Source organism: Gillisia sp. Hel_I_29 (genome assembly GCF_000744275.1).
In the GTDB taxonomy this organism is placed as follows: domain Bacteria; phylum Bacteroidota; class Bacteroidia; order Flavobacteriales; family Flavobacteriaceae; genus Gillisia.
On record NZ_JQLP01000005.1, the window covers coordinates 1,667,693 to 1,688,236 of the forward strand.

At 32.8% G+C, this 20,544-nt stretch carries 17 protein-coding genes; 7 read left to right on the forward strand and 10 right to left on the reverse strand.

All coding sequences use genetic code 11. The features are described 5' to 3' along the window. Window positions 1-32 precede the first annotated feature (32 nt). Genes P163_RS12740 through P163_RS12755 form a run of 4 tightly spaced genes read left to right on the forward strand, consistent with a single transcriptional unit; the run spans window position 33 to window position 3,122 of the window. Window positions 33-656, forward strand: a complete 624-nt coding sequence (locus tag P163_RS12740) for a hypothetical protein (RefSeq protein WP_034891859.1) — start codon at window positions 33-35, stop codon at window positions 654-656. Between the two features lie 16 nt (window positions 657-672). After that, window positions 673-2,013, forward strand: coding sequence for a 2TM domain-containing protein (locus P163_RS12745; protein ID WP_034891862.1), 1,341 nt, complete (start codon window positions 673-675; stop codon window positions 2,011-2,013). Beyond that, complete coding sequence (locus P163_RS12750) at window positions 2,013-2,333, forward strand: 2TM domain-containing protein (protein WP_034891867.1); 321 nt, start codon at window positions 2,013-2,015, stop codon at window positions 2,331-2,333. Before P163_RS12745 ends, P163_RS12750 begins: the two co-directional genes overlap by 1 nt. Window positions 2,334-2,348: 15 nt before the next feature. After that, window positions 2,349-3,122 (forward strand): LytR/AlgR family response regulator transcription factor, encoded by a 774-nt coding sequence (locus P163_RS12755; RefSeq protein ID WP_034891868.1) that lies wholly within the window; start codon window positions 2,349-2,351, stop codon window positions 3,120-3,122. A gap of 336 nt (window positions 3,123-3,458) precedes the next feature. Here P163_RS12755 and P163_RS12760 read toward each other — a convergent pair whose 3' ends face one another. The 5 genes from P163_RS12760 to P163_RS12780 all read right to left on the reverse strand — a co-directional run bounded on the left by P163_RS12760 (window position 3,459) and on the right by P163_RS12780 (window position 7,736). Beyond that, window positions 3,459-4,256 (reverse strand): anti-sigma factor domain-containing protein, encoded by a 798-nt coding sequence (locus tag P163_RS12760; RefSeq protein ID WP_034891871.1) that lies wholly within the window; start codon window positions 4,254-4,256, stop codon window positions 3,459-3,461. A 2-nt stretch (window positions 4,257-4,258) separates the two neighbouring features. Further along, window positions 4,259-4,786, reverse strand: coding sequence for an RNA polymerase sigma factor (locus P163_RS12765; RefSeq protein ID WP_034891874.1), 528 nt, complete (start codon window positions 4,784-4,786; stop codon window positions 4,259-4,261). A 105-nt stretch (window positions 4,787-4,891) separates the two neighbouring features. Then, window positions 4,892-5,473, reverse strand: a complete 582-nt coding sequence (locus P163_RS12770; RefSeq protein WP_034891877.1) for a superoxide dismutase family protein — start codon at window positions 5,471-5,473, stop codon at window positions 4,892-4,894. Between the two features lie 126 nt (window positions 5,474-5,599). Further along, window positions 5,600-6,814 (reverse strand): bifunctional alpha/beta hydrolase/OsmC family protein, encoded by a 1,215-nt coding sequence (locus tag P163_RS12775; protein WP_034891880.1) that lies wholly within the window; start codon window positions 6,812-6,814, stop codon window positions 5,600-5,602. A gap of 10 nt (window positions 6,815-6,824) precedes the next feature. Beyond that, window positions 6,825-7,736, reverse strand: coding sequence for a diacylglycerol/lipid kinase family protein (locus tag P163_RS12780; RefSeq protein ID WP_034891883.1), 912 nt, complete (start codon window positions 7,734-7,736; stop codon window positions 6,825-6,827). A 65-nt stretch (window positions 7,737-7,801) separates the two neighbouring features. On the opposite strand from P163_RS12780, the gene P163_RS12785 reads away from it, so the two are divergent. Next, the gene (locus P163_RS12785) at window positions 7,802-8,767 is read left to right on the forward strand and encodes an App1 family protein (RefSeq protein ID WP_034894353.1); all 966 of its coding nucleotides are present in this window, start codon (window positions 7,802-7,804) and stop codon (window positions 8,765-8,767) included. 80 nt (window positions 8,768-8,847) lie between these two features. Further along, window positions 8,848-10,974: a Tex family protein gene (locus P163_RS12790; protein WP_051931242.1), complete on the forward strand. Its 2,127-nt coding sequence runs from the start codon at window positions 8,848-8,850 to the stop codon at window positions 10,972-10,974. 127 nt (window positions 10,975-11,101) lie between these two features. Here the strand turns inward: P163_RS12790 and P163_RS12795 are convergent, their stop codons facing one another. The 3 genes from P163_RS12795 to P163_RS12805 all read right to left on the reverse strand — a co-directional run bounded on the left by P163_RS12795 (window position 11,102) and on the right by P163_RS12805 (window position 15,229). Further along, window positions 11,102-12,454: a M28 family metallopeptidase gene (locus P163_RS12795; RefSeq protein ID WP_034891887.1), complete on the reverse strand. Its 1,353-nt coding sequence runs from the start codon at window positions 12,452-12,454 to the stop codon at window positions 11,102-11,104. Between the two features lie 118 nt (window positions 12,455-12,572). Continuing rightward, entirely contained in the window at window positions 12,573-12,860 is a 288-nt protein-coding gene (locus tag P163_RS12800) for a YtxH domain-containing protein (protein ID WP_034891890.1), read from the reverse strand. Between the two features lie 155 nt (window positions 12,861-13,015). Next, window positions 13,016-15,229, reverse strand: a complete 2,214-nt coding sequence (locus P163_RS12805; RefSeq protein WP_034891893.1) for a bifunctional alpha,alpha-trehalose-phosphate synthase (UDP-forming)/trehalose-phosphatase — start codon at window positions 15,227-15,229, stop codon at window positions 13,016-13,018. 96 nt (window positions 15,230-15,325) lie between these two features. Here P163_RS12805 and P163_RS12810 point away from each other — a divergent pair, with 96 nt between their 5' ends. Continuing rightward, complete coding sequence (locus tag P163_RS12810) at window positions 15,326-17,119, forward strand: glycoside hydrolase family 15 protein (RefSeq protein WP_034891896.1); 1,794 nt, start codon at window positions 15,326-15,328, stop codon at window positions 17,117-17,119. Here P163_RS12810 and P163_RS12815 read toward each other — a convergent pair. Together P163_RS12815 and P163_RS12820 are read right to left on the reverse strand one after the other, a co-directional pair. After that, window positions 17,116-18,153, reverse strand: coding sequence for a mechanosensitive ion channel family protein (locus P163_RS12815; RefSeq protein WP_034891903.1), 1,038 nt, complete (start codon window positions 18,151-18,153; stop codon window positions 17,116-17,118). The genes P163_RS12810 and P163_RS12815 overlap by 4 nt on opposite strands. 556 nt (window positions 18,154-18,709) lie before the next feature. Continuing rightward, window positions 18,710-20,476 (reverse strand): mechanosensitive ion channel family protein, encoded by a 1,767-nt coding sequence (locus P163_RS12820; RefSeq protein WP_051931243.1) that lies wholly within the window; start codon window positions 20,474-20,476, stop codon window positions 18,710-18,712. Window positions 20,477-20,544 lie beyond the last annotated feature (68 nt).

The window sequence follows — 20,544 nt, forward strand, 5'->3', positions numbered from 1 at the left end:
TTTGTTAAATCAAAAACCAATACTTAATAATCATGGATAAATTTATTTTAATACTAGCGGTATTTTTTACCAACTTAATCTTTTCTCAAAACAATTATGAGGAAGGAATGACTCATGCCTTAGAATTATGGGAGCAAGGAAAACCAAATGAAGCTTCAGATTTTTTTGAAAGAATTGCAGCGGCAGAAGAAAACGAGTGGCTTCCAAATTACTATGTCTCTTTAGTAAATACAACTCAGGCTTTTGAGAATTTAGGCACTAATAAGGTAAAAGATCTCATAGCTAAGGCTCAAAGCGCTTTAGATAAAGAATTAAATATTGATCCGGAGAATACAGAACTTTTAATAGTACAAGCTCTGATATATACAGCACTTATTGCTGATGATCCAATGAATAATGGGCAGAAATTAGCTCCAAAAGTCATGAGTATTTATAACAAGGCAGAGAAAATTGATCCTAAAAATCCAAGAGTGATCTTATCTAAGGCGCAGTTTGAAATGGGATCTGCAAAATATTTTGGAACAGATACTCAACCAATTTGCAATAGAATTGAGAAATCTTTAACACTTTTTGATACCTTTAAAACTCAAACAGCATTTTATCCTAAGTGGGGTAGGGAGCAAGCTGTTACAGCATTAGAAGATTGCGCTAAGTAAAAATGAATTTTCAAGAATGAAAAAGATATTAAAAATAGTAATAATGGTTTTGGTGATAAGCGTTCTATTGAATGTCTTGGAACTAAGTTTTAAATTTCTTGCTGGTGAGTATGTAGCATTAGATCTAACTATAATTAGTTCCTTCGGATATTACCTGCTTTATACGCTCCCGCTAACACTAATTAATTATTATTTGTTTAATTATTTAAACCATAAGATCAATTGGGAGAAGTATGACCAGCGTTATAGGTTTGTAATTGGATTTGTAGGTTCCATAAGCTTAACGCTTATAGCATTATTTCTTATTAGGACTTTCCATAAAGTAGTTCTTGAAGGGCAGACCTATTCAGAATTCTTAGCATCCCAAAATGGAACTTTTTATTTGATTTCATTAATTATAACTGTTGTAATTTCTCTATTCTTTCATGTATTTTACTTTTACAAAGCACTCCAAGAAAATAAAGTAAAAGAGCAAAAGATCATTGCAGGAACGGCTTCTGCTAAATTTGAAAGTTTAAAGAACCAAATAGACCCCCATTTTTTATTCAATAGCTTAAATGTGCTCACATCTTTAATAGAAGAAAGTCCTGATAATGCTCAAAAATTTACCACATCTCTGTCAAAGATTTATAGATATGTTTTAGAGCAAAAGGATAAAGAACTAGTGAGCATAGAGGAAGAATTATCATTTGCCATTCTCTATATGAATCTTTTAAAGATGAGGTTTGAAGATAGTATACATTATGAGATACCTAAAGAACTAAGTACTCCTAATGGTAAAGTGGTACCTCTATCACTGCAGCTATTATTAGAAAATACCATTAAGCACAATGTAGTAAGTGAGAAGAAGCCTCTTTATATTAGAATTTTTGAAGATAAGGGCTATTTGATCGTAGAAAATGATTATCAAAAAAAGGAAGTTTTAGGTGCCCGAAAGGGTGTAGGACTTCAAAATATAGCAGATAGATATTCTTTAATCACTCAGCGTGAAGTTGCTGTAGAGCAAAATTCTGAGGTGTTTAGAGTAAAATTACCAATATTAACTAAACAATTTTCAGTTATGGAAACAAATCAATCTAACAAAAGCGAAGCTTATTTTAAAGCCAAACAACGCGTAAAGGAGATCAAAGAATTCTATGGAAATCTAATTTCTTATTGTGTAGTGATCCCTTTTTTAATCTTTATAAATTATATGACCTATTGGGGCTTTCAATGGTTCTGGTTTCCATTATTTGGTTGGGGACTGGGACTTACCATACATGGATTCTCTGTGTTTGGATATGGTTCTACTTGGGAGGAAAGAAAGATCAAAGAGATCATGGCAAAAGATGTTGAAAACAATAAAACCTGGAACTAATGAAAAAGTACGATGAGCATAGCAATAGTTATCAATTAGCGAAAAAACGTGTAAAACGAATAAGAGGTTTCTATATTCACCTTTTCATATATATCGTGGTGAACATATGTATTATCATTTTAGATTCCAATAGACAGTATTATATTGATGGAAATTTGCAATTCTGGGCTTTTGCGAATATATTTTTTTGGGGAATAGGTCTATTTATTCACTGGGCTAGTGTTTTTGGACCTAATATATTTCTAACCAAGAAATGGGAAGAGAAAAAGATAGAAGAGCTTATGAAAAAGGATAGTTTCGAACAAAAAAAATGGGAATAAAAATATACTAGAGCTATGAATGCTATTATTATAGAAGATGAAAAGCCTGCAGCAAGAAGGCTTAATAGAATGTTAGATAAGCTTGAGGTTCCAATAATTGAGGTTTTACATTCTGTAGAAGATTCTATAGCTTGGTTCTTACAGAATGACCATCCAGATCTTATATTCTTAGATATTCAACTTAGTGACGGTTTGTCTTTTGAGATCTTTGAGAATATAAAGATTAAAAGCGCAGTTATCTTCACTACCGCTTATGATGAATACGCTTTACTGGCCTTTAAGCTGAATAGTATAGATTATCTATTGAAGCCAATTGATGATGAGGAATTGGAAACAGCGGTACATAAATATCAAGATCTTCTAAAAGATCTAAATTCTAAAAATGAGGATCTTAACCTTCAATTGAATTTTGAAGATATTAAAAAGTTATTGGTAAGTCCTGAAGAAAGATCCTACAAAAAACGATTTACCGTAAAAGTGGGTCAACACCTTAAAATGATTTCACTTGAAGATATTGAATGCATATACAGTGAAAATAAAGGTACCTATATCTATACTTCAGAAGGTAGAAATTATTTACTAGAGACTACCTTAGAAAGTTTAGAAAATGATCTTCCTCCAGACTTATTCTTTAGAGTTAATAGAAAAGTATTCGTTCAACTAGGAGCTATCAAAGATATTATTGCGTATAGCAATTCAAGATTAAAGATTATAACAAAATGCTTTAAGGAATTTGAGATCATCGTTGCTAGAGAGCGCGTAAAAGATTTTAAAAATTGGTTGGGTTAAAAATTAAAATGTTAAAAATCATCATTTTAAAAACCAAAGTCAAAAAAGTCTCGTAAGTATAACAAATGCAGAATATTAATTGTAGTAGATCATAAGGCATTTATTTTTTCTTTGGTTTGTTTTGATCCTATGGAAGATTTGTTGTTGAGTTTTGATTTTACAATGCTTTCTGAATACTACGATTAAGTATTCTTTTGATTTTTTTTGGTTGGTTATAGAAAGGTTTGTTTTGAAAAGGACAAGCCTTTCTTATTTTAATAAAATTGGATAGTTGGAAAAAAAGAAGGATATCTATAATATAGATATCCTTCTTTTAAATTTCTGTTTCTTCTAGTTTTAAGTAGAAGAGACTGTTCCTAAAGTATATAACTGTTCCATTGTTGGAGTTTTACTACCTCCTGCAGGTTCTAAAGTTATTCCAAATCCTTCCGATAGATTTTCATTTGTTAATTCAAAGATCTTATTATCATCATCTTCAAATTTATTCAGCAATCCTATGCTAACAGGAGTAAGTGGTTGCATTTTTAAAGACCATACCTGGTAAACCATTCCTCTAGGAGGATTGGGAAGATCTTTAGCATCTATATAGGTTTTATTATTTTCTTCATTATAATATGCAAATGCATATGCATCTGGAGCTACTTGCTGTCCTTTAAGAGAAACTCTAATAATGTTCTTATCTCTAAGTACTGTTAATAATTGCTGAGATTTCTCCGTATTATTTCTTGCTTCTGCTATTTGAGATTCCATCTGTGCTTTCTCTACTTGCAATGCCTGAACAGAATTTTGAAGTTCATTGTTCCTATTAAATAGTACGAATAATCCAATTAAGAATAATAAACTTGCTGCCCATCCTAAATAAGGAACTAAACTAGATTTTTTTCGGGTAATTGGAATTACCTTTTCAGAACTACCAAGTTTGGTTTTAATAGAAGCTATAAGTTGCTCTGGATTATACGGCGCTGCTGCAGAAGATAGTTGCATTAAAGAATTTTCTATTGCAGCTACCTCTTCTTCAACGGTAGGATATTCTCTAAGCTTTGCAGCTACTTCCGCGCTTTCTGTCTCTGTAAGAGCACCATATACATAGAGCTCTAAAATTCCGGATTGTATGTAATCGTTAATGTCTTCCATAATTATATAACTGTAGCTCTAAGTTTATCAATACACACCCTATTTTTGGTCTTTACAGTTCCTAAAGGCATGTCTAGTTTCTCTGCAGTCTCTTTTTGTGTAAATCCTTTAAAGAATAAAAGATCTATAAGTTTTTTGCAAACAGGCTCTAAAATATCTATATATTTTTGAAGACCTATTGCATCTATCTTACTACTAAAGTTAGACTTTGCTTCTAGTATATCTACGAAATTATCCGACTTAAGGTTTAACTGTTTGTTTTTAAAATCTTTAGATCGAATCTTATCTATGGAGGCATTTCTTGCTATATTCAAGATCCAAGTAAAAAATCTACCTTTTTTCGGGTTATAGGTAGGTGCTTTTTCCCAGATCTTAAGAAACACGTCTTGAAGAATTTCTTCTGAAACCGTTTTATCTCTTGTGATGGTATAAATAATACCGAAAATACTTTCCGAATATAATTGGTAAATTCTTTCAAAGGCTCTCTCGTTTCCAGCCTGAAGTTGAGCAATTAGTTGGTCTTGTTGCATGGGTTATCCTAAAATATTTCCTTTAAAAGTATAAAAAATAATGTCATAAAACAGCAAAAGCAACCAATGGTTGCTTTTACGTTAATAATTTATAGAGGTGTAGTATTATTTAATAGTCCCACATCCAACTCTAGTTCCTGCAGCTCCAGAAGGTTGAGAAGTGAAATCATCTACACCATCATGTATTACAACAGATTTTCCAACAATGTTCTTAGCATCATCATCACATCCAATACACCACTCATCTGTAGTCATAGTAATAGTTCCATTTCCATTGGCATCAACTTTGAAGTTTCCAATATCACCTTTGTGGTATCCATTTGGAGATCCCCATTTACCATGATCTTCATGAGTTGGATTCCAATGTCCACCTGCAGAAGAACCATCTGCCGCAGAGCAATCTGCATTTTCATGAATGTGAATTGCATGCATTCCGGCAGCAAGACCATCAATAAGAGCAGTCATAGTTACTTCTCCATTTTCCTGAGTAAACACAACGTTACCAGATAATTTACTGTCACTCTTAGCTTCTAAAGTAACTTTTGCTTTCTTAACTTCTTCTTGTTTAGTTTCCTGAGACATCTCAGTTGTAGAAGAATTTTCGTCTTTAGCTTCTTTTTTGTCGTTTTTACATCCAACAATCAATAAGGAAGCACAGAATAAAAATGATAGACTAATACGTTTCATAATTTTGTTTACTTGGTTTGTTAATTTATATCTAAAGTACAGTGATTCTTAGGAAGCACCAAAGATTTAAGGATTGCTTAACAGATGTTAAAATCTATATTATCACTCCCAATTAATTTAAAATTTCTATTCTTTAATAACAGTAGTTATTACTTGTGTAGGGGTAGTGAGGGTTTTATGAACGGGACATTTATCTGCGATGAGTATAATTTTATCTAGCTGAGCTTTATCCAAGTCTCCTTTAATTATTATTTCTCTGCTAAACGTATCGATCTTAGCTGAAATATCTTCGCAATTCTCACAATCTGTAGAATAGTCCTTTGCGTAGTTAATATGAGTTTCTACAGAATCTATTATCCAATTCTTTCTTCTTGCATACATCTGTATCGTCATTGAAGTGCATGCTGCTAGTCCGGCAGAGATATAATCGTAAGGGGAAGGTCCTAAGTTTTTACCGCCTACTTTTACGGGTTCATCTGCAATAAAACCATGATCTCCGGCTTGCATCTGAGTTGTAAATCCTTCAGCTCCTAATTTTGCAACTACTTCAAAATTGGTAGTTAATTCAATTTTTTCTGAAATCTCAATATACCTGCTAGCCCAATTTCCAATCATAGATCCTGCATAGATAGAATCTCTAGTATTGGTTAATAAATGGTCTGCTCCGTCTAGAGATATAAAACTTTTAGGATGTCTGGCGGCTAAGTAGATCTCTTCAGCATTTTTTATTTCTACAATTGCATCTTGCGGGCTATGTAAAATTAGCAGAGGTTTATCTAGATCTGGTAAAATTGTTTTTAGTTGCTTATCTTCTATATCCTCTAGAAATTGCTTCTTAATCTTAAAGGGTCTTCCACCAATATTAACTTCTGCAGATCCCTCATCATTAATTTCCTTAAGGTCATCTTTAAGTAAATGTACTAAATGATTAGCTTTAGATGGAGCAGCTATTGTGGCAACAGCTTTTACAGAAGATAATTCTTTAGCCGCAAATAAAACAGCCGCTCCACCTAGAGAATGACCAATAAGTAGACTTGGCTCTTTATATTTAAGCCTTAGAAATTCTACAGCCTGTAAAAGATCGTCTACATTACCGCTAAAATTGGAATCTTCAAAATCTCCTTCACTTTCACCTAATCCTGTAAAGTCGAATCTTAGAACTCCATAGCCTTGTTGAGTAAGCGCATTGCAGATATTTTTTACTGCAAAATAGTTCTTATTACAGGTAAAGCAGTGCGCAAACAAAGCGTAGTTGTGCGGTTCCTGATCTGATGGTAATTCTAATTTACCTTTAAGCAGATGCCCATTTTTATTTTTAAAAGTTACATTTTGAGAACTCATATAATTTTTTTTAATTGATCGAAGCTTTCTTCCTAAATTCCTTAGGAACTGCTATTAATAATTTTATAGGACTCACCTGTGCAAACACTTCTGTTACTTCACCTATAAACTCGCCATCTATTTGTAAAGCCACAGGAGTTTTGGAGGTAATTTTTACACTTGTGGTAGATACATCTTCTACAAATTCTGAGTCGAAATCTACTTCTTCACTATACAGCGATTTAAAAATTTCTATAATGTCAAGATTTTTAAATATCAAGACTTCAAATTTCCCGTCGTATATTTTACCCTTCGGATTTATATTCGCTCCTGTTCCAAATTTACTTGCATTGGCTATGGCTAATAAAATACCTTCCTTTTTATAGAATTTCTTATTGATCTCTAATTCAAAATCAAATGGATATTCAGAGTTCAGAAGGGTAGGAATACTTTGTAAGAAATATCCGAGCTTTCCATGAAGTTTGGATTTTTTGTAGTTTTTAATCAGCTCGGCATTAATACCCAGATCTGCAATATGTAAGCAAATTTTATCATTTATTAATAGGGTATCTGTTTTTAAAAGATCGTTACTAAGTGCAATCTCTAATTGTTCTATTCTATTTGAAGGTAAATTAAGATTAACGGCAAATCCATTGGCAGAGCCGGCGGGAATAATACCAATTGGCAGATGATCATGATCTTTTAATACTTCAGCTACAAGTTGAATAGTTCCATCTCCTCCAGCTACTAGAATTCTTTCTGGAGTTTCCTTATTTATAAGATCATCTATTCTTTGAATATCATCCTTACCATTGGTCTCATAGATGATAAGGTTTTTACCTCTATCTTTTAGCTCACTTTTAATAAGATCCGTTAATTCGGTTTTTTTTAGATTTCCTGAAATAGGATTTACAATTAGTAAAATTTTATTTTTTGCACTCATGAATTGTAGATTGTGATTAAAAATAAGTATTTTGGAACGAACCTATGTTAACAAAATCTCAATTGATAAAAATAGATCTTAAGCTTTACAGAGGATATCTCAATAACAAAGAACTTGTGGTTTTTGGGCACGTTTTTAAGTCGTGGGCTCCAGATAAATACAGGATAGATAGAAGAGGGGTAAAACATGCTTTCTCTATAATACATATGTTCAATATTTCTCCAATATCAAATTTTAGGATCAAACTTAATTTTAAAGATGTTGAAGTTGAAACTAAAACACTTAATGATGGATATTTTAGATTCGCCATTCCTTTTACAAAAGAGTTAGAAAGCGGTTGGCATACTTATACCGTGAGTTGTAAATTTAATGATTTTGGTATCGTGGAGCAGGGAGAAGTTCTAAAACCATATGATAGTAAATACGGTATTATATCAGATATTGATGATACTTTTTTAATATCACACAGCAATAATTTTTTTAAAAAGCTTTATATAATGCTTCTTAAAAATATTAATAATCGAAAGGTTTTTTCAGACGTTGTGCCTCATTATAAAGCGCTAAGTTCTTATGGTCAGGAATCTGAGAATAGTTTCAATTCCTTTTTTTATGTTTCTAGCAGTGAATGGAATCTATATAGTTTTATTAACGAACTGGCAGTAATGCATGAATTGCCAAAAGCAGTGATCAAGTTAAAAAAGATCAAGACCGGAATTTCAGACTTCCTTTTTACCGGCAGAGGCAGTCACGATCATAAGTTTGAAAAAATCAAAGATATTATTTCATTTTATCCACATATTGAATATGTGTTGTTGGGAGATGATTCCCAAAAAGATCCTTATATCTACGAACGTGTTTGTAAAATCTTTCCTTTAAATATAAAAGCTGTTTATATCCGGCAAACAACAAATACTAAAAAATCTGAAGTATTAGAGATTCTAGAGAATTTGGAGGATTTGAATGTAGCTACCTGCTATTTTCAGCATAGTGAAAAAGCTATAGCACATTCTAAAAAGATAGATATTATTTAAATTTGAGAACAATAAATTTGAAGGTACATCGCTCTTAAAATTACCTTTACATCATCTTTAATATTTAAAATCATTTACTCTTGAAGTTACTCGAATATATAAAAGCGCAGATAAATGCGCCAGAGAAGTCTATTCAAAATACCCTGGATCTTATAAAAGCAGATGCAACTATACCTTTTATTGCCAGATATAGAAAGGAGCTTACCGGAAATTTAGATGAAGTTGAAATAGAAAAGATCGCTACCTTATTAAATGCTTTTCAAGAACTTGAAAAACGCAAAGAGTCTATTTTAAAGGCTATTGAAGAGCAAAATGCGCTAAGTGATGATTTGCGTTCTAAAATTAAGAACTCTAATGACTTAATAGCGCTGGAAGACCTTTACTTACCGTTTAAGAAGAAGAGAAAGACAAAGGCAGATGCGGCTAGAGAAGCTGGCTTAGAACCGTTGGCGAGGATCTTAATGGCGCAACAAGACAATTCCATAGAGTCAAGTTCCAGGCGATTCTTAAGTTCTGATATTAGAACAGTAGAAGATGCTTTAGAAGGAGCTAAAAATATTGTTGCGGAATGGATTAATGAAGATCAGAATGTTAGGGCTAAAATAAGGCAGCTCTATCAGCGCACGGCAGAAATAAGTGCAAAAATTATTAAGAAAGAAGCATCTTCAGAAAAAGCTCAAAAATTTAAGAAATATTTTGATTGGAATGAACCTCTAAAGCGAATTCCATCACATCGATTTTTAGCTATTCATAGAGCAGAAAAAGAAAGCATTTTAAAATTGAAGATCGAAATAGATCAAAAGGATGCTTATAATATTATTTCCAGAATCATATTAAAAAATAGAGAGAACGCTACCACCCGGTATGTTTTCGAAGCAATTGAAGATGCATATAAAAGATTGCTAAAACCATCATTTTATACAGAATTTTTAAATGAAGCTAAAGCGAGGGCAGATGCCGAAGCTATTTCAGTTTTTGCAGATAACCTCGAACAATTGTTATTAGCTCCTACTTTAAATGGTAAAAGAATTTTGGCGATAGATCCTGGGTTTAGATCTGGTTGTAAAGTGGTTTGTTTAGACGAAAATGGCATTTTACTTCACAATGAGAACATCTATCCACATCCTCCGCAAAAGGAAGTTGCTATGGCAAGTAAAAAAATTAAATCCCTAGTAAATGCGTATAATATTGATGCAATTTCCATCGGTAACGGAACGGCTTCTAGAGAAACAGAATTCTTTGTGAAGAAAATTTCTTTTGACAGGGATCTTTCGGTCTATATAGTAAACGAAGCCGGAGCATCTGTTTACTCTGCGTCAAAAATAGCAAGAGATGAATTTCCTAATTATGATATTACCGTTAGAGGTGCTGTTTCTATTGGAAGAAGATTAACAGATCCTTTGGCAGAACTGGTGAAGATAGATCCAAAATCTATTGGAGTAGGACAGTACCAGCATGAAGTAGATCAAAATCATCTAAAAAACAAGCTAGATACCGTGGTTGTAAGTTGTGTAAATAGAATAGGTGTAAATGTGAATACAGCAAGTAAGGAGTTGCTATCTTATGTTTCTGGGATTGGACCTGGCTTGGCCGATAATATTATTTCTTACAGAAAGATAAACGGTGGTTTGAAGAATAGAAAAGAATTGCTGAAGGTACCTAGACTAGGAGCTAAAGCCTATGAGCAATCTGCAGGATTCTTAAGAATTAAAGATGGTAACTTTCCATTAGACGATTCTGCGGTGCATCCAGAAAGTTATAGTTTAGTTCAAAAGATCGCCAAAGATCAAAAGTTGAAATTAGAAGACCTAATAGGGAATAAGGAGATTCTTAAGAACGTGGACCTAGAAAAATACATCAGTAAAGATCTAGGTTTACCAACTTTAAAAGATATTTTAAAGGAATTGGAAAAACCTGGAGCAGATCCTAGAAAGGCTATAGTTAATTTTCAGTTCGATCCGAATGTGAAAACTATAGAAGACCTAAAGGTTGGTATGAAACTACCTGGGTTGGTAAATAACATTACCAATTTTGGATGTTTTGTAGATATAGGCATTAAAGAAAGTGGATTGGTTCATATTTCTAATTTAGCAAACGAATTTGTAAGTGATGTTAATTCTATAGTGAAACTAGGTCAACAGGTGGAGGTAACTGTTATGGAGGTAGATGAAAGTAGAAAAAGAGTTCAGCTTTCAATGATAGAATAAAGTAGCTGTCACAAATGTTTTTGTTTGCGTCGAGCGGAACTAATTTTGTTTAAAAGTTAAACGTCATTCCGAAATAAATTCAGAATGACGTTTATAATAGCTTTGTACGGTCTTCTTAAAGTGATGTTTATCTATAAGTTCCTGAAGGAAATACAACTAAACTTTCATGCCCTTCTTTATCTACCGCGGCTACACCAAATAAGAAGTTATCTATAACGATACCCTCCAGCGTAAATTCTGATACATCTCCAACAAATCTAGAATATTGCCAAATAGGAGAAGTTGTATCTCTCCAATAGATTTTATATCCTGCTATTTCTCCATCTACTTGCTTCCATCTTAATTTAGTAGAAGGTTCTACTATTCCGCCAATTTCTACATCTTTAGGAGCAGGTGGTGCCCAGGCAATTGCTGCCATATTTATAGCATTAACGGCCGTCATCTTAGCAGCATAATCAAAATTTACACCTTCTACAACATCTCCATATTTAATTCCGTTTTCTGTGCGAATATTTTGGTGCTGTCTATTATAGTTTTCATGCGCTTCCATAATTCTAATTCCTGCATATCCAAGATCATTAAAAGATCTGTGGTGGCCACCACGTCCAAATCTATCTAATCTATAAATCAACATTGGGTTCATTTCAGGCATGTAAGTTTTTGTAGTAGTATAAACAAAACGCGCAAGTTGTCTTGAGATTCCATCTACTTCGCCACCATAAAATCTTCGCATGTTTCTTTCTCTCTCGGTTTCAGTAGGAGGCACTGGCTCAGAAAAAATTCTAAAACTTCTATTATCTATCACACCATCTACTCCTTCAATATTGCCTATCATATCATTATTAAAAACTCCTATAATATCCCAGCCTTTTTCCTTTGCATAGGCTGCCATAGATTTTCCTCCAAATAGGCCTTGCTCTTCTCCAGATAACCCTAAGTAAATAATACTATTTTCAAATTTGTATTTTGATAGAACGCGAGCAGCTTCCATTGTTCCGGCCATTCCACTTGCGTTATCATTGGCACCAGGTGCATCTCCTTTATAATCCATCACATCAGAATTTCGAGAATCTATATCTCCACTCATTATGATATATCTGTTAGGGTATTTTGTCCCTTTTTGAATAGCTACAACATTAGTAATATATGCTTCCATAGGTATTCTATCACCGTCTGAAGGCTTAACCAGATCTCTCTGGTACTTAACGTCTAGGCAATTGGAACAATCTTTAGAGATATTGTCAAATTCAGATTTTATGAATCTTCTGGCTGCTCCTATCCCGCGAGTATTAGAAACGGTGTCACTAAAAGTATTTCTAGTACCAAATCCTGCTAAAGTTCTAATATCCTTTTCGATTCTTTGGGAAGAAACATTGTTTATTATATCATAGATTTTAGAATCTGTTTGTTGTGCATTGGCAGGAGCTATTGAGCTTATAAATAGAAAAGCTCCACCAATCGCAAATTGGGATAATTTCATAAGTTTTTTGTTTTCAATTTAGTGAAAAGAATGAAGATTAGGAAAAAGAAAGATTTAGTAGTTTTAGAGCATAAAAAAACCCCGAAAAATCGGGGTTTTATAAATATTTAGTCAAAGACTAGCTAGCTTTCATTTCGTGAATTTCAGCTTTTGCTTTGTTGATTGCTTCTTCAGATTTTGAATTTGTGAATTTAGCTTTAGACTTGTCTTTCAAAGCTTCAACTTTGTGGTTTAAGTTATCAGAAAATTCATCAAATCTTCCTCTTGCACCTTTTAAGTAGTTATCACTAGTTTCAGAGATCTTTTTACGAGTATCTACACCTTTTTTAGGAGCAAATAATAATCCTAATGCTGCTCCAACTGCTGCTCCTGATACTAATCCTGTTAATAATCTTCCTGCTTTCATAATTATGTTGTTTTATTGGTTTATGTTTCAATTATGATGTAAAATTACTTATAATTACAAGTATACAACAGTTCAGATAGTTAAGTTTGATATAATTTTTATGATGATTTCCTAAGTATTTTAACACTTAGAATTTCAATTAAACTATCTTTTTACTAATCTATATCGCTAAAAGCTTTTAGCAAGGTTCTAACTTTAGCAGTATCTTCTACGTAATAAGTGGCTGCAGTTTTTTTAAGTCCCACTTTCACGGTAACAGATTCTTCAGGAAGTTCTTTAAATAGATACTCATCGGTCCAATCGTCTCCAATTGCGAAGATAAAATCATACTCTTCCTTTAAAAGTAATTTGTTCGCAGCTTTTCCTTTATTAACGCCGCTACTTTTAATCTCCAACACTTTATTGCCATCAAGCACACTCAATCCGTGATTGGAAATTAGATCTTTAAGAACATTAGAAAGTTCATTGGCTCTTATCTCACCGAGATCAGGATCAGCCTTTCTGAAGTGCCATGCTAGTGAATAATTTTTTTCTTCAATAAACGTCCCAGGAGTTCTATCTACAAAGGTTTCTATTACAGGACGCACAGCACCCATCCAGTCATTTTGTACTTTCTCGTTTAATTTCCAGTCACGGCCTGTTTTTCTAACCCACACTCCATGTTCTGCAATAAGCTCTACAGGAGTAGATTTCCACCATGTACCTAGCGTGTTCTTATCTCTACCACTTATAAGTACCACTTTGGTATTTTCTAGGGTAGTTAGTTTATTAATAAGCGCTAAAAGCTCGTCATCCGGACTTGCGTGATCTGGATTATTAGTGAAATTCACCAATGTTCCATCATAATCTAGAAAAAGTACTCTATTCTTAGCATTCTTGAATTTAGTGAGTATTTCCCCTTTTACACTTGTATTAATAAGGTTAGCCTTATAAATATCTCTATTTTCTGTTGTTCCTTTCAAAGATTTCATAAAATCATTTGCCCATTTTTCTACATTATATCTCTTCAGTCTTTTCTGTAAAGAGGTGATTCTCTTGTTTTGTTCTGCCTCGGGCATTTCTATGGCGAACTTAATAGAATCTGCTATCTCATTAAAGTTGTTCGGATTTATTAAAATAGCTTCATTCATTTCCTGAGCGGCTCCTGCCATTTCACTTAGTATAAGTACTCCGGTTTTGTTAGTTCTGGTAGCTATATATTCTTTAGCAACCAAATTCATCCCATCTCTTATAGGTGTAAGTAATGCAATATCGCAACTGGTATATAAATCAATTAAGTTTTCAAAAGGCATAGATCTATAGAAATACCATATAGGGGTCCAGCTTACTGTGGCAAATTTCCCATTAATTCTTCCTACCAACTCATCTATCTCCTTTTTTAATAATTGATATTGAGGCACTTCAGATCTAGAAGGAACTGCCAGCATCACTAAACGAATTTTCTCTATGTACTGCGGATATTTATCCAGAAAATATTCAAACGCTCTTATTCTATTAGCTATACCTTTGGTGTAATCTAGCCTATCTATGCTCAATATTAGTTTCGCATCTGGAGCAGCTTTTTTATGATGATCTAATCTCTGTTGAATTTCAGATTGATCTTCTGCTGTTTTCTCAAAATGATCTAGTGCGGCGCTTTCAAATTTATCGTAATCTATTCCCATAGGAAAAGAATCTACTTTAACCAAGCGCTCGGGTAAGCTAACCTCATTAAATTCTACCTGATGCCTTAAAATCCTACTTACAGAACTTAAGAAATGTCTTTCATAGTCATATGTATGAAAACCAATAAGATCTGCTCCAAGCATTCCTGTTAAGATCTCATCTCTCCATGGCATTGTTCTAAATACTTCATAAGATGGGAATGGGATATGATTAAAGAAACCTATGGTTGCATTCGGTTCTTTCTCTCTAATCATATTTGGAACTAGCAGTAATTGATAATCATGTACCCAAATTACGTCTCCATCTTTATAATGTTCAATAACTGCATCTGCATATTTCTGATTAACATTTTTATAGGTTTCCCATTGCCATGAATCCCATTCTGTAAACTCCATAAAATAATGAAATAATGGCCAGATCCCTCTATTGCTAAAACCATAATAGAAACCTTCCATTTCTTCAGAAGAAAAATTTACAGCAATGCAATCTTCTGCCCTCGCTTTTTTATGCACTTCATCAATTAAATGTTCTGGGATTTCTTCGGTGGTCATTCCTGTCCAACCTATCCAAATACTATCTCCGTCTTTATGAAATGATTTTAGTCCTGTTGCCAATCCTCCTACACTAGGAGTCACAATTAATTCATCATTTTCTAGATTTATTTGTAAGGGTAATCGGTTGGAAATAATAATTGTTTTACTCATAATTTAATGTGAATGCTGATGTGAAAAAATTGATTTTTCTTAAATTTCGGAAAATCAATTCAGAGTACCACTCTTTTAAAACAATTTTAAGATTATATGGAGAATTTAGATTATGGAATTATAGGAAACTGTAAAAGTGCTGCCTTAATTTCCAAAACCGGAGCTATGGAATGGTGCTGTTTGCCAAATTTTAATTCTGCTTCAGTATTTGCAAAATTATTGGATGATGAGATAGGAGGGAGTTTTGAATTTAAAGTGAGTGAAGATTATAAAATAACTCAAGAATATCTGTGGGGAACTAATGTTCTAAGTACCGTTTTTGATAATGGTACTGATGCTTTTCAGCTTATAGATTTTATGCCTAGATATCAAAGAGAAGATCAATCTTATTATGCACCGCCAGATGTTATAAGATTTATTAGATTGTTGAAAGGAGCTCCAAAGTTTAAACTTATTTACGACCCAAAGTTGGATTTTGCCAGAGAGAAGACCTTTAATGAAAATAAGGGAGATTATATAAAGAGTTATACGGAAGAGGGAAAATATGATTCTCTATTTTTATATTCTAATTTCAATCTAGATAAGATCCTCAATCAGGAAGAAATTGAATTAAAGGAAAATTCTTACCTGCTTCTAGCATATCACGAAAAACTAATAACACAAACTATAGACAGAGCATATCTTAAATTTCAACGCACCAAGACGTATTGGATGAATTGGAGTGAGAAGACCACCAAATATAAATATTATAATGAGGAGATCTTAAGAAGTGCACTGGTACTAAAAGCTCTTACTTATAAGAAATCTGGAGCTGTACTTGCAGCTGCTACTACATCTTTACCAGAAACTATAGGTGAGGAGCGAAATTGGGATTACAGATTTTGCTGGATTAGAGATGCTTCTATGGTTATAAAAGTGATGGCAGGATTAGGTCATACCAAATCTGCCAAAGATTTTCTTCAATATATCATCAATATCATCCCCCATAAAGATGAAAAAATTCAGATCATGTATGGGATAAATGGTGAAAAGGATCTTACAGAAAATATACTTACTCATTTAAAAGGATATAAAAATTCCGGACCGGTTAGAACGGGTAATGCTGCATATATTCAGAAGCAAAATGATATTTACGGAATTTTGATGGAAGTGATCTATCAACAATTTCTTCAGTTTGAAACATCTCTGGAGAATAGTGAAGAATTATGGACCATTACTCGAGGTATCGTAAAAATTGTAGAGGAGCATTGGCAAAGTCCAGATAAGGGAATTTGGGAGTTGCGCACTGAAGATAGACATTTTGTTTTTTCAAAATTACTTTGTTGGGTAGCTGTAGATAGAGCTATTAAGATAGGAGAGATCTTAAGAATGGGTATTAATGATACCAAGTGGAAACAGCTAAGAAATGAGATATTTGAAGATATTCATGAAAATGGATGGAATGAGGAAATCCAGGCTTATACACAATCTTACGGTTCTAAAGATCTGGATGCTTCTACTTTACTTATGGAACAATATGGATTTTTGGAAGCGTCAGACCCGAGGTTTATTAGTACAGTGAAGGCTACTAAAAGAGAATTATGTAAAGATGGGCTAATGTATCGATATAAAAATAAAGATGATTTTGGAGAACCTTCATCTTCGTTTACAATTTGTACTTTCTGGCTCATAGATAGTTTGTATAAGATTGGCGAAGAAAAGGAAGCTAAAGCTATGTTTGACGATTTACTTTCTTATAGTAATCACTTAGGTCTTTTTAGTGAAGATATAGATTTTAAGACTAAACGATTATTAGGTAATTTCCCTCAGGCTTATTCACATCTTGCTTTAATTGAAACAGCTGCAAATTTTAGTAAGAGCTATGTTTCCGAAGAAAATATTCAATTTTAATCAGTTTTTAGACTTACCCTGGATTTTGGAAGACTTTCAGGGTAATTTTCTTTTATAAATACTAAAAGATGTTCTCTTACATACACTCTCAGATCCCAAGAGGTAGGGGAGTCTTTAGCGCTCATAAGCGCTCTAATTTCTACAGATCTATCTGTTGCATTTGTTACCTGTAAAACATTGGTCTTTCCATCCCAAAGGGGTGATTTCTCTAAAAGCCTTGTAAGTTCTTCTCTCAATCTATCAAAAGGCACTTCGTAATCTGTATAAATAAATACGGTTCCTAAGATCTCTGCGGTATTTCTAGTCCAGTTCTGAAATGTGTTTTCAATGAAATAAGTAGATGGAACCACAAGTCTTCTCTTATCCCAAACTCTTACTACTACATAGGTAAGTGTAATTTCTTCAATCCATCCCCATTCTCCTTCTACAATAACTACATCTTCAATTCTTATGGGCTGAGTTATGGCTATTTGAATTCCTGCCAGTAAGGTAGCTATAGCTTTTTGGGCTGCCAATCCTATAATTATTCCTGCTATTCCTGCCGAGGTAAGTAAACTCACTCCAATAGATCTAATACTATCAAAGCTCATTAACGCTATTCCAACAGAAAGAATAATTATTAGAAAAATTATGATATTTTCTAAGATCATAAATTGAGTATAGACTTTTCTAGCCTTCAGATTATCTGAAGTAGAAACATCGTACTTCTTAAGAATCCTTGCCTTAAAAACCTTGAGGATAATGATCAAGAACCAGGCGGTACTTAATATAATTCCTATAGTGCTTAGATGCCCAATTACAGTATAGGTATATTCAAATCTAAATAATCTTATTATAAGTGCTATTTGACAAAAAAGGGAAATCAAAAAAATTAGCAAAGGTATCCATATTCTATTGGCGAAATTTACTGGTAATATATTACTTGGGTCTTTTCCTATTTTCTTTAGACCGTAATAGGCAAGAGTAAAAGTAACTATGATGGCACAGATGCCTATTATTAAATAATCTATTAGTTCTTTATTGAATGAAACCATATTTATTGTTGATGTAATCTATATCTATCAATAATAAAAATAGGCCTTTGAAGTTTAGGCTACAAAGAATTCGAACAGAATTAACCTATAAGCTTTTCGTAACAATAAAATGCCTTCTGGTTAGGGTGGCTTTTATAAGTATTGAATTAGAATTCTGTGGCCATCGTTGCTCTTTTTTATAGAACTAGTAGGTGCTTTTCTTAAGCGAGATTTCAACCTATAGAACATTTAGATTTATACCGTTCTAAATAAGGGTAATTAACAGTGGAATAGAAATTTTGGTTAGATCCTTCCCAAGATATCTAATAACCTATAAAATCAAATTTTAAATTTAGATTTATAAATTTTAATTAATGATAAGGTTACTCCGTTCTTCATGCCAATATCACTTGCGAAGAAAGTTTTAAGATTGTCTGTTGATATTATATTTTTTTGTTATTCTACACTAGTATGAGTAACTCATATATCTTAAATTGAACCTAAACAAACTAGTTCCATTTTGCGTATGTATACTTTGACTAAATTTTATAACACCTAGATTTTTTGGATATTCATATCAATCAAATTGATCAGTTTCATCGTTGATCTTTTGAATACTCACACGTTGTTTAGAAAGGTAGAGTCCATCTTCTAGTTCACACACATATTTGATAAGCTCTTCACGTAATTTACATCTAAGGTTCCAAACGCTAGAAAAGTCCTTTGCGCTACAAAGACATCTCATTTTGAGAGTTTTCTCGGTAATCTCGGTAACTTCAACTATAGGTTCATAATCTTGGTCCCAATCTTCAGATTGCTTTAAAAGTTCAGAAAATTTTTCTCTTACTTTTTGAACATCAATTCTATAATCAGCTACAATTTCAATTTCCCCTAATTTTTGCGAATTGGTTATAGATAGGTTTTTAAAACTTTCAGATATAACATCTCTTAGGGGAATAATTTTGCGATGCAAATTCCATGTTCTCACTATAAGATATGTAAAGCGAATATCTTCAACAAAACCATAATCACCTTCAATAATTAAAGCATCTCCAATTCTAACAGGCTTTGTGATTGCTATTTGTATACCGGCAATAATATTACCCAACGTACTTTGTGCTGCAATACCTAAAACAACCGTAGCTATTCCAGCAGATGCCATCAAAGAAATTCCTAAATTTTCTAGGGAAGGGAACTGTGATAGCATTATATAGGCTGAAGTAATGACTATTGCAAAAATAAAAATTCTTCTACCAACAGAAATGTAGGTTAACATCCTTCTAGACTCACTGTTTTCTTCTGCTGTAATATCACCAATTTTACTTTTAGTAAAAAAATCCATGATATAATCTATGAGTCTCATAATTAGCCAAGTAAAAATAATAATTACTGATAGCAATAGAATAGCATAGATACCTCTGGCCAAAGGACCTGAGAATGATATTAATTTATTGAGTAGCAAATAAAATATTAAGACTCCTATCGCAGAACCAGCGGGAGATGATAATTTATTAGCGATATCTTTTATCCAATATGTATTTGAACTAGAAAAGATCTTTCTAATGATTATGGCAACGCCTTTAGCAATTAGATAGGATATAATTATTAAGAGTAAAGTTCCAAAGTATTTCCAAAATGGAATATCAAGTATTTTAAAGCTTATCCAAGTAGGCATTATCTTATCTAACTTTCTAGGACCATAGATTTTATAAAGCGGTTCAATATTCTCTACGGTTTGAGAAGAAATAAGCCATAGCGGTCCATTGTCCTTATATTTTAAGCGTTGTAAGCGAAATACAATGTCCCGTCCATCCATTTCTATTTCTCCAAACTTTATACTTCTTCTTGGTTTACCCGCAACTGCCTTATTTGTGGAAGTGCTAATATCTACTTGTCCATCTGGCCTATCTGGAATATTATCCCAAGAAATGAGAACACGTTGTTCTATTACGAAGAACAATTTTTCCGTAATTATTGCTGCATCTTCTTTTGAAATATTATCAGACAGTAAATTGAAATTTAGAGCGTAAGCTGCTTCATCAAATTTTTTATTTCTAGAACTTACTATAAAATGTTCTAAAGTAGCCTGTGGGGATGTTAAATTAAATTCCTTTGGAGGTAAGCCAATAGCCTCGTTAAGTTGATTAACAATATAATAACCTTCGGAATATTCTACTAATGGATTTTGATCATAATTCAAGCTATCATTAACAATAAGACTTTTATCTGGTGAATTTTGGTCTTCTGTTTTGGTGCTATCTTTTTCATTTTGATATGCAAAAGTATTTTGAAAACTAACTATAAATCCAATAAGTAGCCAGATTTGAACTGTTATTTTTATCATAGGATCATTTGTTGATATTGGATAATATAGAAAATAATTATAAATTAAAAAAGCCACCTAATTTGGGT